This window comes from Paraflavitalea devenefica (assembly GCF_011759375.1).
Lineage (GTDB): Bacteria > Bacteroidota > Bacteroidia > Chitinophagales > Chitinophagaceae > Paraflavitalea > Paraflavitalea devenefica.
In genome coordinates, this window is the sequence record NZ_JAARML010000007.1 from 253405 (window position 1) to 267551 (window position 14147).

Annotated in this window: 10 protein-coding genes; 1 reads left to right on the forward strand and 9 read right to left on the reverse strand. The window is 48.6% G+C overall.

The annotated features are described in order from the left end of the window. Nucleotides 1-14: 14 nt before the first annotated feature. Nucleotides 15-407: a VOC family protein gene (locus HB364_RS29905; RefSeq protein WP_167292110.1), complete on the forward strand. Its 393-nt coding sequence runs from the start codon at nt 15-17 to the stop codon at nt 405-407. A 74-nt stretch (nt 408-481) separates the two neighbouring features. On the opposite strand, the gene HB364_RS29910 is transcribed toward HB364_RS29905, so the two are convergent. The 9 genes from HB364_RS29910 to HB364_RS29950 form a co-directional block, all read right to left on the reverse strand. Next, a complete protein-coding gene (locus HB364_RS29910; protein WP_167292111.1) occupies nt 482-829 on the reverse strand; it encodes a YciI family protein in 348 nt (115 codons plus the stop codon). 49 nt (nt 830-878) lie between these two features. Continuing rightward, nucleotides 879-1628, reverse strand: a complete 750-nt coding sequence (locus HB364_RS29915) for an SDR family oxidoreductase (protein WP_167292112.1) — start codon at nt 1626-1628, stop codon at nt 879-881. 34 nt (nt 1629-1662) lie between these two features. Then, the gene (locus HB364_RS29920; protein WP_167292113.1) at nt 1663-2610 is read right to left on the reverse strand and encodes a hypothetical protein; all 948 of its coding nucleotides are present in this window, start codon (nt 2608-2610) and stop codon (nt 1663-1665) included. A 28-nt stretch (nt 2611-2638) separates the two neighbouring features. Further along, nucleotides 2639-2998, reverse strand: a complete 360-nt coding sequence (locus HB364_RS29925; RefSeq protein ID WP_167292114.1) for a hypothetical protein — start codon at nt 2996-2998, stop codon at nt 2639-2641. 96 nt (nt 2999-3094) lie between these two features. After that, complete coding sequence (locus tag HB364_RS29930; RefSeq protein ID WP_167292115.1) at nt 3095-3850, reverse strand: SDR family oxidoreductase; 756 nt, start codon at nt 3848-3850, stop codon at nt 3095-3097. Between the two features lie 180 nt (nt 3851-4030). Then, complete coding sequence (locus tag HB364_RS29935; protein ID WP_167292116.1) at nt 4031-6661, reverse strand: sigma-54-dependent Fis family transcriptional regulator; 2631 nt, start codon at nt 6659-6661, stop codon at nt 4031-4033. Between the two features lie 149 nt (nt 6662-6810). After that, nucleotides 6811-9051, reverse strand: coding sequence for a TlpA disulfide reductase family protein (locus tag HB364_RS29940; protein ID WP_167292117.1), 2241 nt, complete (start codon nt 9049-9051; stop codon nt 6811-6813). A gap of 18 nt (nt 9052-9069) precedes the next feature. Beyond that, the gene (locus HB364_RS29945) at nt 9070-10500 is read right to left on the reverse strand and encodes a RagB/SusD family nutrient uptake outer membrane protein (protein WP_167292118.1); all 1431 of its coding nucleotides are present in this window, start codon (nt 10498-10500) and stop codon (nt 9070-9072) included. A gap of 18 nt (nt 10501-10518) precedes the next feature. Then, nucleotides 10519-14136 (reverse strand): TonB-dependent receptor, encoded by a 3618-nt coding sequence (locus HB364_RS29950; RefSeq protein ID WP_208420144.1) that lies wholly within the window; start codon nt 14134-14136, stop codon nt 10519-10521. Nucleotides 14137-14147: the final 11 nt, after the last annotated feature.

Consider the following 14147-nt stretch of genomic DNA (forward strand, 5'->3'; position numbering starts at 1 on the left):
CCAAAACCTTCACCATGCTAAAGTTTGCCTACACCATTTTCTATGTACAAGACGTTATCAAAACCATTGAGTTCTATGAAAAGGCCTTTGGCTTTAAAAGGGCCTTTATTGCAGATACAGCCGAATTCGGACAACTCGATACCGGCGGCACAGCCCTTTCCTTTGCCACCATTGAATTAATAACAGGCGAAATTCCCGGCGGCTTCATTGCAAGCGATGCCAACAAACAACCTTTAGGAGTGGAAGTGGCCTTTTCCACAGACCATGTAGAACAGGCATACCAGGCAGCGATAGAGGCCGGTGCTATTGAGGTTACCCGCCCTGCCGTTAAACCATGGGGACAAACCGTGGGCTATGTGAGAGACATCAATGGATTCCTGGTAGAGATATGCACGCCCATCGGTTAGGCCTTGCACCCTATAAATGAAAGAGGCTGCCCACAACATTTTTCTTGCGGCAGCCTCTTCCAACATACAACGCACTATGCAGCAGGAATAGCCATACGCACTTCCACAACAGCACCATATTGAATAATGGGGCATCCTTTGGCAATTTCCACCGCTTCTTCGTAGTCTTTCGCTTTGATCAGGAATAAACCACCAATGGATTGCTTTTTCTCCGCGTAGGGCCCCTCATGCACGGCACCGGCTCCTGTTACTACCCTTCCATCAACGTCCCATCTCTTGACAGGAGCCACCAGCTTGTCGGCAGCCGCTATACTGGCAATCCAATCCTGGTAAGGCTTTAACGCCGCTTTCATTTGCTCAGGTGATGGCATTGGGTTTTTGCTGGTAAGATCCCTGTGGATCGCAATTAAGAACTCTTGCATTTTGATTTGATTTTATGTTTTTAAAAAAGTGCTGGATAGGATACGGTTATTAATAGGGCTGGGCCCTGAACCAATCTTCGTACTTTACTTTTCCAAGTAGGAAAACTTCATCAGAAACAAGTGTTGCATCATTCAAGGTGGAGCCGAAATAAAGCGCCCGTTCATCCGTTACCAGTTGGCGCGAGTCTTCCGTTGAACTGAGGTAAAAACGGATAAATTCATCCATGGGCATGCGTACGGGGCCTGCCACCTCAACAGTACCATTCCGGGGAGCCCCCAGGGCGATACCTGTCAACGCATCCACAACTTCATCCGATGCAATGGGTTGAATGGCCGCCGGAGAAATATGCACTTCATCCCCCACCGTTCCTGCCTGGGCAATACTGTGGGCAAACTCGAAAAACTGGGTGGAATGCAAAATGGTATAAGGAATACCCGACGCTTTGATCAACCTTTCCTGGGCAAGCTTTGCCCGGAAATACCCGCTCTGTTGAAGCCGCTCGGTACCGACCACAGATAAAGCGATGTGATGTCTCACACCATTGGCCGCTGCTGCCTTCAGTAAATTCCGTCCGGAAGTTTCAAAGAATTCCATAACCGCCTTTTCTTCAAACGACGGGGAATTGGCCACATCCACCACTACCTGCGTACCTTTCAGTGCTTCATCGAGCCCTTCACCGGTGACGGTATTAACACCGCTCGCAGGCGAGGCTGCGATCACTTCATGATCAAGCTGGCGAAGCTTATAGACGAGCTTTGAACCAATAAGCCCGCTACCGCCAATTATTACAATTTTCATAATAAAAGTTTTGTAGCCTTGTTAAAGGCTCGTGTTAAATTGATTGCTGAAAAACCTCATCAGGGTGCAGATCTGCCATCCAGTCTTTGATATAGGTAAACAATGCCTTCGAATCCAGCCTTGCCGCAGGCATCCTGGTAACCCCTGCAACAGCATGACCCAGGGCAACACAATACGGCACTTCCAGGTGAAGCAACAAGCCAAGTTCATAACCGGCATAGAAATACTCCCTGCAATCACGTGGCATATTAAGCTGAGGGATGGGCCGGCCGGCTAAGTCCAATTGCCCATCCCTTGATAATAGCACAGTGCGGTTATCATCCTGGATCAGCAACACATCAATACTCATCGTATTGAACAGGAACAGGTATTTTTCCCTGGCATCGGGCGACCTGAAGCCAGCACTGGTAGCATAAGAGGCCCGTCCGTTCAACCGGTTCCACAACTGATCGGCCTCCTGTTCATCAAGTACCAGCGTAACCCTGCCGTAAGAAGAATAATCACCCATGATATCGAGTAATTCGTCCACCTCGAATACAAGCTTCTTTGAAACATCGCCGGGATGAAACAGGAATTCAAGGTCCCGTTTATTAAGACGTTTTATGACATCAGCAAACAGCCCGTACCACCAACCAGAGACATCATCTGTCTTCGCCCAGCCGGTAAACCGGATCACTGAGCAATCACTGATGAGTGTTTTGAGTCCTTCGATCACCACATCATTCTTGAAACTGTCCCACCTGCAAACCGTATTACCGGTTTTGCTGTTGACTATAGGCCAATACCGCTCTACATCCATGCCTTGCTGATGTATATTTGATAAAACAGGATAGATGCCAAGCCTTTCCCAGCATTCGTTGGGCCCTGTATCTTCCCCGATATGGTCCAGGTACAGGTTTACCGGAATAGATAGCTCCCGGACCCGGCCCGCAATAGCTTCCAGCATGGAAGCAGTATCAGGTGTATAATTTTTTAAGTACATAACACTCCGTTTATACGTAAGCAATGTGCTACAACAGGTTTTCAGGACTGCCTGCAGCAATACTTTCTTCGGTATAAACGACAGGCTCGTCGTCCATCCGGAGAGCATCGTCCAGAAACTCACTACCCTCGTTGGTATTGTGGGGTGGTTCATGAAGTCTTACCAGCTTGTGTTCATCTGATGGATGATGCAGATGGTTCCCGGCAGGGTGCAAAAAGTAAAAGATCATAACGTTGGTTTTGATAAGTGAATAATCTGGCTTGGGTACAATAGCGGAGGAGAAAGGGGAAGAAAAATGCGAAGGTATTGCCTGCTGACGGTTGACTTGCCGTGTTGTTGACCGGTTTTCGTAAGGATCATACGCCGGCGTAGGGCTATCCTGGTGCACGAACAGGTGGAAAGTGCACGCCCATTACAACCGCCTCGGCAAACTGACACCCGTCATCTTCGTTTCAACGGTCAGCAGGCACATAGTAAATGAGCGTTAAGCTTTTTGCAGTGAATTACTTACCCATTTTTCAAAAGAGATAGCACCCAGTTTGGCTTTACCGGCTGGCACTAAGGCAGTATCACTGATCTGTGCGCCGAAGTATTGAGCCTCGCCATTGGAAATAACCTTTCGCGGATCATTTGTCTTATGCAGGTATTGCGCAACAATGTCAGACGCGATATAACGATCGGGGCCGGCAATGTCAAAATGCCCATTAATGGGTGCTGCCAGCGCAGCCTCGGTTACAAAAGCAGCTACATCATCAGCAGCGATGGGTTGGAATTGCACAGTAGAAATGTGTACTTCATTGCCTTGAGTAGCCTGGTTGGCAATGCCGGCCAGAAATTCGAGGAATTGCGTGCTCCGGACAATGGTATAAGGCACTCCGGATTGTTTGATCAGGTTTTCCTGCACCAACTTTGCGCGCATATAACCACTGTCCTGCATCAGGTCAACACCAACAATGGAAAGGGCCACGTGATGCTTTACACCGGCATTGATCTCCGCTGCCAGTAAATTGGCGCCTGCAGTCCGGAAGAATTCCATCACGGCATTGTCTTCAAAAGAGGGCGAGTTGGCCAGGTCTATCACCACATCTGTGTTGTTCATGGCTTCCGCCAAACCTTCACCGGTGATGGTATTGATTCCGGTGGCCGGAGAAGCGGCGATCACCTGGTGCCCCCCCTGACGAAGATTGGCTACTACTTTGCTTCCGATGAGGCCGGTGCCTCCGATGACGACGATTTTCATAATTTGAGTTTTTAGCGTTTATGATTTGCCCTTATAGAGGCCAACGGAATGCCAAACATGCAAATCAATGAAAGTCAAATCGGTAGCTAAAACCAGTAGTCGCATTTTTCACTGTATATCGTGAAAGCACGGACTGTTTCACGATATAGAGGGAAGTATTGGGCAGTTTGCGGGAGAGGATTATTTGGTAAAGTAATCGGCCTTGGTGATGCCTAACTTTTTCATTTTGGAGTGCAAAGTATTGCCTGGAACATCAAGGATATCGGCAGCGCCTCCTGTGCCGGAAATTTTACCGGCGCATCGCTTCAATACTTCAATAATATAACTGCGTTCTACCTGTTCCAATGAGCGGTTTAAAAGATACGCCTGCTCCTGTTTTTCGGAATCAGTCTCCCTGGGTATATATACATCGTCCAGTTGGCCATCAGTTGTCAGCAGTACGCTGCGCTCCATCAGGTGCTCCAGTTCCCGCACATTGCCCGGCCAGGTATAACTGCGCAATTGCTGCATCACCCGGGGTGCAATCTTCTTGATCTTGCGGCCGGTATTCTTGCTGTACTTCTGTACGAAGAAATGCGTAAGCGGTTCAATATCTTCCGGTCGCTCCCGCAAAGGCGGTAGATTAATAGGAAATACGTGTAACCGGAAATACAGATCGGCCCGGAAGCGGCCGGCCTTTACCTCTTCCTCCAGGTTCCGGTTGGTAGCGGCAATCAACCGTACATCGATCCTGATGGTTTGCTTACCACCCAGCCGCTCCAGTTCACGTTCCTGGATCACCCGTAACAACTTCGACTGTGCTTCCAGCGGCAGTTCACCAATCTCATCCAGGAACAAGGTACTATGATTGGCCAGTTCAAACTTACCGATCCGCCGGTCAATAGCGCCGGTAAACGCGCCGCGTTCGTGGCCAAACAACTCACTTTCGATGAGGTTGGCAGGTAAAGCAGCGCAGTTCACCTTTACCATCAGTTTATCCTTACGGGACGACGCACCATGAATGGCCCTGGCGATCAATTCCTTCCCGGTGCCTGTTTCACCCAATACCAATACCGTAGAATTGGTTTCCGCCACCAACGACATCAGGCGGTACACCTTCTGCATGGGCTCGCCACTGCCGATAATTTCAGAGAAATTGTAAATCGTTTTGATCTGCTCTTTCAGGTAATCGTTCTCAACTTCCAATCGCTTTTTATAAGCCAGCAGCTTTTCGTTCGCCTGGATATTATCAATAGCAATGGATATTTGAGCGCATATACCTTTCAACAGTAATGGGCTCAGCCGGTTTGCCAACATCCAGATGGTGCCAATACTTTTGTCGCCCACCCGCAAGGGCAGGCCATACATATTTTTTAACCCAGTTGTTTGCCATAGTTTTGCATAAGCATTGCCGCTCTTCAATTCTTCCTCTACATTAAACACCAACCCATCCTTACTGGCCAGCACCTGCGCAGTATATGTTTCGTGGATGGTGATGCGGTCGCCCGCCATCTTATCAAAATCTACTTTCGCATTTTCAAACAACGTCCTGTCGAACATGAAGGGCGACAAGTGAAGACCATCATCGTCAATCAGCCGTAGCATGGCGAGTTTCGTATGCATCGTTTTATCCAGCACCCTCGCAATAGCGTCCTGCAGTTCCTGCGCTGTTCTTGCTTGCGTAATATCATTACTGAAATTCAGCAGGAAGGACTGCTCCTCCTGCTTTTTACTGATCTGCTCATTGGCCATAATATTGGCCAGGGCGATGGATATTTGTGCACAAATACCTTGCAGCAACTGCACATTGATCTCTCCAATGTCCAGGAACAAAATACCATGATTCGTTTCCCCGTTACGCAACCGGATACCTACTATTTCTTTAAACCCCATCTCCTTCCAATACTGTAAATAGGCGGATGTGATGCCACGTTGTATTTCCCGCTCTACATTAAACAATAAAGGGATGGGACTATTCAGTACGCGGTTCTGCAATCCGTCGTTGATGGGATACCGCGCTTTCTCCAGTGCACTCACGATCTTTGGATCCTGTGTTTTCTTAAGATCATACACGTAGGGACTCATCGTAGTGTTGTCTTCATTGATCCTGCGGATAACAAAGCCGCCCGGTGGATTTAACTTGCTTAAGGCAGCCTGAACGGCGCGGACAAGTTCATCTTTCGTTCTTACCGTTGCGATATCGCTGCTGAAATCAAGCAGGAAGGACTTTTCTTTTTCTTTCCTGAGGACCTCCTCATTTTTGATAATATTGGATACAGCGCTGGAGAGCTGCGGTGCAATGCCCTTGATAATGCTTCTGAATTCGTTGGTAAAGCTGCCCACCCGGTCGGAATAGATATGAATAAAGCCCATCGGCTTTTCCTCATTCATCAGCTTGGTCATCAGGATCTCCTTTACGCCGGCATCATAGTTTACGCGGAGGAAAGGGGGACTTAGCGGTTCATCCATGATATCTTCCAGCCAAAACGAGATAGGCCCATCTGCCTTTAATACTGCCTGGATAAAGGGTTCATTCAGGTTGAAATGAGAGGCTACCATTTCCCCATACCGGTTGTGCGCCCTGATGGGTGAATTTTGGTGGTCCAGCAGGAAGGGTGTATAGGTTTCGTCTTTGGCCTCAATCAGCGTAACGATCGTATGCGTAAAATAGAACAGACTTTTGATCCGCTTGGAAAAAAGGACAATAAGGTCATTCTTATCACGGACCCGCGTAATATCATTGCCCAGGTCGAGCAAAACCTTTCTTTCCTGTTCAAGCACAGCCTTGGAAGGAACAGGCGATTCATCTGCAGGGAGCTTTGTCTTCTTCATGGAATTGTGTGCGCTGATAGCTTGTTGAGCAGGCAAATTTAGGCAAAATACAGTTGGCAATGGTTGTTCGGCCAGGGTAGGCTTTTATGCATAAAGCCCCGGTAACCGGGGCTTTATTGCTTAGGGGGATTTTTGCTTTTATTACCAGCTTAATTCTTTACCGCTTTTTTGTACTTATTGAGTGTTTCTTCATAACCAGTAATGGTATAATCAAATACACGCCCGCCGAATTGCGGGTCCTTTATTTCTGCTTTGGCAGCGGCTACGGCTTTTTCTTCCGCTTCCACAGCAGCCTTCGCGTCACCGGCTTTGCTGTAGGCAAGAGCCAATTTATCATACAACAACGAAAACTTATAGCCCTCCAGGGCACTTCTGAAACTATCAGCAGCATACAGGTAGGCTTCTTTGGAAAGGCCTTCTTTCTCACAGATCTCCACAGCGATCATGCTCGCAAAGGATTTATTTTCCTTGTTCAGCTCTCTTGCATACTGCAAGGCTTCTGATTCGGTGAAATGGTTCAGCAGGATCTTGAATTTTTCTCCTTTTAGTACCATACTCAGTATCGGCATTTTTTGAATACCCTCATCAACTGCCAGGAAGGCCTTCTTAAAGTCTTTCGCATCAGCAGCCTCCTTCACGGCGGCAAATATGGCCTTTATCTCATTGCTTTGCTTTAAAGATGCTACAGACTTAACTTCATAATCTTTTTTAAAGGCAGCTACATCAAAAGTGCCCGCTATGACAGGGTCCATAATGCTGTCCAGCTTGATCGGATGACCGATCCATACGATCTTTCCTTTACTCACTACAAAGGTGGTGGGTATCCCCCCTATGCCCGCCGGCTTTAACCACAAATTGGCCATTTCCTGCGCATTGTTATCAGCAATAACATCATAACGCATCCGGTTGGCGCTGCTGTTCACAAACCGGGTAACAGCTGGCAGGGAAGATTCATACGGCTGATCACCGGTTTTCTCATACACATTCACCCCGATAAAAGTGGCTTTGTCCTTATACTTATCCGACAGTTCTGATAAATGCGGCATGGCGGCAATACAAGGCCCGCACCAGGTAGCCCAGAACTCAAGTACATACACCCTGTTATCATCGTAGGAAGTGACCGGTGTGCCCTTCAGCCATTGGGAATATTTGATGGCAGGCGCTGCATCACCAATATGCAGGGTAAGGCTATCCTGCGCAAATACCTCCGCCAGTTTCTTGTCCATCGCCGCATCATCTTCTCCCCCACCGCCATAGCGGCCTACAATCACCCCTTTGGGATCGATCAGTATTTTCGTAGGAAGCGAATGAATGCCATATTGATCGCTGATGGATTCACTCCTGTCGAAACCGCCATCAGGCTTATGCTTCAGGCCACGCAACACATGCTTCCATACGCCGATCTTATCCTGCTCTACCGCTTTACGCCAGGCTTCAGGCTTACTGTCATCGTCGGAGATGCCGATAATCTCAAGACCTTTGTCCTTATATTTTGCATACAACGACAACAGGTGGGGATTGCCTTTACGGCAGGGCACACACCAGGAAGCCCAGAAATCGAGCAATACATACTTGCCCCTAAAGTCAGACAGCTTCAGACCGGAGCCATTGATCTCCATAGCGGCAAATGAATACGCTGCCGCCCCGGGAGAACCATTACGAAGGCCGTCTACTTCCGCCTTTATAGCTCTACCGAGATAACTGGCCTTTACTTCCTCCTTCAATTTGTTATAGCGCGCTTCGGCTTCAGGTAAAAGCATGCCGCTGATCCTATAGCGTAATACCGAGGCGGTAACAAACGACTGAGGGTATTTATCCATAAACGCTCCGTCAATGGTATTCATCTGTTCATACAAAGGCTCCATGGCCTCTTTGGCTGTATTAGCCGCCCCTTTCAGCGATTCGAGCGTGGCCTCGTCTTTCTTTGCCTTCATGGCCTCGATATAGGTATTATTGGCTTTGTTGTACGCCTCACTCAAAGGCTTTAGTTGCTCATAAATGGGCGCCCTGGCTTTTGTCAACACATCCATTTCTTCCTGTACAGGCGATCCCTTCAATGCAACGCTTTCGGCAAACCGGTTGTAGTCAAGGGCAAGTTTCATATTGCCCGGCCCGATAAACACCTGCGTGTACTTCGCGGCCATACGGTTTTGTTTATCCATCGCAAGGGTGGCCTGCACCGGTCCGGGTAGTTTGCCCGTAAAAGAGAATCGGCCGTTTTTGATCAGGGCGCTGTCTGTGGCAGTCGTCTCATCCGGTCCCGATACATAATACAGGTAAATATAATCGTTCGTCTTGCCGGTGATGGTACCATTAATAAGAAAAGGTTTTTGTGTCCAGGCAACGAGGTTACACAACAATATCCCCGTAAGAAGATAGCTTGCTTTCATATTCATTATTATTTGTAATTATTTTGAGTATCCCGGGTTCTGATCGCCAAAAGCAGGATTCGATTCGAACTCTGTTAACGGCACCGGGTAAATGTATTGAAACTGGTTGATAATAGTGGGCTTTAATTGTTTTACAGTATCGAAAGGAAGCCGCAGTAAGGTCAGCCACTCTATAGCATCTTCACCTGTCAGGTTCCTGCACACTTCGTAATAGTTTTGCAGCAACAACTGGTCGACCGTAGTAGCATTATCCACAGCGCTGAAATCCGTAACACCGGCCTTACCCATAACGGTTTTGATCAGGTCTTTGGCAGTGGCAAGGTCACCGCCTGAACGGATGATGGCTTCTGCCTGCAGTAAATACACTTCTGTTAAACGGATGGCATAAGAAGTTTCCGTAAGCTGCGACGTGGCGCCGCCATAAGCAATGTACTTGGTGAAGTAATAAGTGTTCGGACTATAAGCCTGGTAAGGAGTGGCCGGCCCGATCATCCAACTGCTTCTCGGATCATTTTGCAGCAAGTCTTTGAACGCTTTTTTGGCTACATACAAAGAGGATTGAGCAGGATAATAGGCCCTGCTGAGAATATAATAAAACGCTTCCTGGTTAGGCTGGGGCTTTACTCCCAGGATCACTTCCTTACTATTTAATCCCTTCACATAAAACAGGTCCTTCAAATTGCTCTCCAGTTCATACGGCCCCTGTTGCAGAATGGTATTGCCCAGGTTGATCACTTCCGCATAATCGTTGGTCTGTCCCCGGCAGATCAGCACCCGCATCCTGAGGGCCATCGCCGCCCATTTGGTAGCATAGTAATTGCTATTGCTGGCCGGTCCATTGGCAATAGCGAAATCCAGGTCTTCCAGGATAAACTTATAACTATCAGCCACATTGCTGCGCGCCTTGGGAATATTGCCCAGGGTAGATAACTGGTCCCGCAGCAGCGTGCCATACGCACTATTGGGTTTGTACCACTCGCCAAAATAGATCAGCAGCCGGAAGTGCGCATAGGCGCGCAGGAAGCGGCTTTCACTCAGCAATTCATTTTTTTTATTGCCGATAAAGGCATTATCGGCCACCGCGTTGATGCCCTGGATCACACCATTGGCAGCGTTCAACAAAAGGTAGCTCTGGCTCCATAGTAAGGAGCCATAACCACCGTTTGCCATATCATTCGACTCCTCTTGCATGGCTCCGAATCCATAGCCCATCATACCCGACAACATACCGCTGGTTACCTGGTGCGATGCCCAGTCAGTCACATTATTGTTATTGACGTTGGCAAACCGGTAATATGCGCCGTTCAGGGCGATCTGGGCTGTCTGCTGGTTCGTAATGGCTGTACCTTCCACGCGGGCATTGGCCGGTGGCGCGCTTAATTGCTTATCGCAGGAAAACTGGGCCGCCACAAGGGTAAACAAAAGTATATAGGTTAATAAGCGTTTCATGTCAACTATTTTTAAGCATTAAAATCCGATCCGTACACCAACACTGAATTGACGCATACTGGGATAAGTAGCCGCGTCTGAATAACCGTTGATCAGGCTGTAGGGGTCGTTACTCACCTCCGGATCAGGACCGGGATAACTTGTAATGGAGAACAGGTTACTGCCTGCTACATACACCATGGCGGTACGCATGTGTAGTTTATTAAGCAACGAGACAGGCAGGTCGTAATTGAGCGAGATCGACTTCAGCTTGATATACGATGCATCGTGAACGGCCAGGTTGGACGGGCCGGTCCCGTACGTATTGGGTTCCGTCAGCACAAGACTTGGACGGTTGGCATCCGTATTGGAAGCACTGTAATGGTCAAGCAGCACCCGCGTATTACGGTTATAATAGTCGCCCAAACCCAGCGATTTAACATCTGGCAAATACAACAGGTCGCCACCGTACGAGAAGGTGAACAAGGTCATCAGGCTGAACTGTTGGAAACTGACCGTATTGGTGATGCCACCATAAAATTGGGGCTGTGCATGCCCGATAACGTCCCGCGCAAAATAACCTTTATAGGTACCGGTATCAATCAGACCATACTTTGGATAGCCCAAAGCAAGGTTTGTCAGCAGGCCATAGCGTGCATACAAGCTGGCGGCTTTATAATCATCAAGTTCTTTTTGTGTTTTAATCACACCCTCATACTTGTAACCGTAAATGAGCCCCACGGGTTCTCCTTCACGCAAAACAGTATTACCAATGGAAAAAACGGAATTATAAAACGGATCACGGTCAGCAGCCTGCCGTGGATTCTGCAGGTCGCGGTTAATATTTGTTACCTTGGCCCTGTTCCCGGAAATATTGGCGGCAATGGTCCACCCTATCTTTTTACCACGCACGATGTCTCCCCGCAGATCGATCTCCAGCCCTTTGTTACTGATATCAGCCAGGTTCACCAGGGCGGAGGTAAATCCTGAACTGGTAGCAACGGGGTAGGCCATCAACAGTCCCGATGTACGCTTCTCATAATAACCAATGGCGCCCCGAAGCCTTGAATTGAACAGGGCAAAATCAACGCCTGCATCCTTTTGCACGGTCGATTCCCATTTGATACGCTCATTACCCAGCTGTGTAGGGATCAGTGCATTGGTAGACGCGTAAGAACCGGGCGTATACAACGTGTAAAACAGGTTATCGCCCAGGTTTTGCGTGCCGGTATAACCTGCACTTACCCGGAACTTCAATTCATTGAGCCATTTAAGCCGTTTTAAGAATGATTCTTCACTCGCTCTCCAGGCAAGACCGAAAGAGGGGAAATAACCCACCCGGTTGGTCCTGGGAAACTTGGAAGAGGCATCGGACCTTCCTGTTACCGTCAATAAATATCTTTCCTTCAGTGCATAATTGGCCCGCAGGTAAAAGCTCAGCAGCGCACTTTGCGATTCGCTGGCTTTGGGCGGAAGGGCCAGCGCCGCCGAGGACAACCCGTTCAGGAAATTGTCATCGGGGAATCCCTGCCCCGATGCTGAAAAGGTTTGCGCTTTTGATTGCTGCCAGGAGGTGCCTACCAGTAAATTCAACCGGTTACTTTCATTAAATTGTTTATCCCAGGTGAGCGTATTTTCGTAGAACACATCCGTTTGCTGTGTCTGCGCCTGGGTAGCTACGCCTCCATTGGAACTGGCGCCACCGGAGGGGCTCGATACGGTTACGCTCGAAGGCACATAGTTCAACTGGTGATAGTTGTTATAGTTAACAGAGGCAGTACTTCTGAACTTCAACGACTTCAGTACATCTATCTCAAGCGCTACAGAACCCAGCAGCATGGTGGTCTTTGAACGGTTTTGTCCCTGCAGCAGCAACAAAGGGTTTTGTACGCCCGAATGAACAGAGGAACCAAAGGAAACCGGATTAAATACAGCCGGCGACCCGTCTGCATTATATGGCGCAAAGGTCGGCGGCACATACAAAGCGGAAGAATAAATGCCGTTGGTGATATTATTCCTGCTAAAACCATAATCGAGATTGGTGATCACCCGGATGCGGTCAGTGATCTCATTGTCCAGGTTCATTTTACCGGCGATACGGGAAAAATCAGTGCCCAGTAATGTGCCCGTCTGGTTTTGATAAGCAAGAGATGTATAATACCGCGAACCGGTCCCTCCTCCCCGTACACTGAGGTCGGCATTCTGTGTAATGCCTGTTCTGGTCACCACATCGATCCAATCTGTATTGGCCGTACCGAACACTGCATTGGGATCGTTGATGATAGCGGTGGCCACCGCGTTCAGCGGCCTGCCCTGGGCGGTACGAAGTGCGTTCAGGTCTTTGGCGCCCTGCACCATAACGGCCCGGTACTGACCGGCAGAAAGCAACTTTTCTGTAATGGCCTGACTTACGGCTGTATAATAATTCGCCTCCAGCACCGGCTTCTGGTTCTTCTTGCCTTTCTTCGTGGTAATGATCACCACACCATTGGCCGCCCGCGATCCATAGATGGCGGTAGCAGAGGCATCTTTCAAAATATCAATGGTCTCAATATCATTGATGTTCAAACCAGCCAGTGTATTTAACCCGCGCGCAAAGGAAGAGCCGATAGTGGCATTTGCATAATTGTCGTCTCCTCCCAGGTTCTCTACCGGGTTAATTACATCTGCAGCGCTTTGCACATACCTGTTTTGAATGGTTACCTGCACCCCGTCAATAATATACAGGGGATCGTTGCCGCCGATCAGGGAACTGCCGCCGCGTATACGGATCTTGGCTACACCGCCCGGTGAACCATCGGCCTGTATCACCTGTACGCCGGGCGCTTTCCCTGCCAGCGCCTGATCGATACTTACAAAAGGAATATTGCGTACTTCATTCACATTTAACGAAGCAACAGAGCCGGTCAGGTCTTTACGCTTCGATGAACCGTACCCTATCATCACCAGTTCATCGAGGTTTTGTGTTTGCAACGTTAAAACAATAGTTATATCAGTGGTGGTGCGGGCTACTTTATACGATTGAGGCGCATAGCCAACAAAGCTGAATTGCAACTGGGCATTTTCTTTTACATTATTCAGCGTGAACCGCCCTTTATCATCCGTCTGTGTGCCCAGGCTCATTCCTTTTACGGTTACAGATACCCCTTTCAGCACATTGCCATCAGCATCCGTAACACGGCCCTGTATGGTCAGGAGCGGCAACAACGCTTCTGTTGTTTCCGGTGCGCCTCCCTGCTCTTCTGTTTTGCGCGACAACACGATCGTGTTCCCTTTAATCAGGAAATTAAGCGGCTGATCTTTCAGGATCAGTTGCATAAAATCATGCAGGGGCATATTGCTCACCGACACGGATACGGTTTTCGCCTTTTCCAGGTCGCTGCGATTGGCAAACACAACATAATCCGTCTGCTCCTTAACAACAGCAAACACTTTTTTAAGAGACATGTTTTTCCCCGAAATGGTTACCGACTGGGAATGGCCTGAAGCATACACCTGCAGGAAGGCGGCAGTTAACAAAACAGCAGTAAGTTTCATCACACGCAGGATTTTGGTAATGGTCCGGTCCGTTCCGGGTCCACATCCTGACTGAAAGCCGGGACGGCAACAATCAGGATAAGCCATAAGACGGCGGCACCAATAAGCAGTTTTTTGCATAAATTGCATTG

What these genes read in the sequence shown, in the direction of transcription:
- HB364_RS29905 (WP_167292110.1), top strand. Translation starts at nt 15, where the DNA reads ATGCTAAAGTTTGCCTACACCATTTTCTATGTACAAGACGTTATCAAA.
- HB364_RS29910 (WP_167292111.1), bottom strand. Translation starts at nt 829, where the DNA reads ATGCAAGAGTTCTTAATTGCGATCCACAGGGATCTTACCAGCAAAAAC.
- HB364_RS29915 (WP_167292112.1), bottom strand. Translation starts at nt 1,628, where the DNA reads ATGAAAATTGTAATAATTGGCGGTAGCGGGCTTATTGGTTCAAAGCTC.
- HB364_RS29920 (WP_167292113.1), bottom strand. Translation starts at nt 2,610, where the DNA reads ATGTACTTAAAAAATTATACACCTGATACTGCTTCCATGCTGGAAGCT.
- HB364_RS29930 (WP_167292115.1), bottom strand. Translation starts at nt 3,850, where the DNA reads ATGAAAATCGTCGTCATCGGAGGCACCGGCCTCATCGGAAGCAAAGTA.
- HB364_RS29935 (WP_167292116.1), bottom strand. Translation starts at nt 6,661, where the DNA reads ATGAAGAAGACAAAGCTCCCTGCAGATGAATCGCCTGTTCCTTCCAAG.
- HB364_RS29940 (WP_167292117.1), bottom strand. Translation starts at nt 9,051, where the DNA reads ATGAAAGCAAGCTATCTTCTTACGGGGATATTGTTGTGTAACCTCGTT.
- HB364_RS29945 (WP_167292118.1), bottom strand. Translation starts at nt 10,500, where the DNA reads ATGAAACGCTTATTAACCTATATACTTTTGTTTACCCTTGTGGCGGCC.
- HB364_RS29950 (WP_208420144.1), bottom strand. Translation starts at nt 14,136, where the DNA reads ATGCAAAAAACTGCTTATTGGTGCCGCCGTCTTATGGCTTATCCTGAT.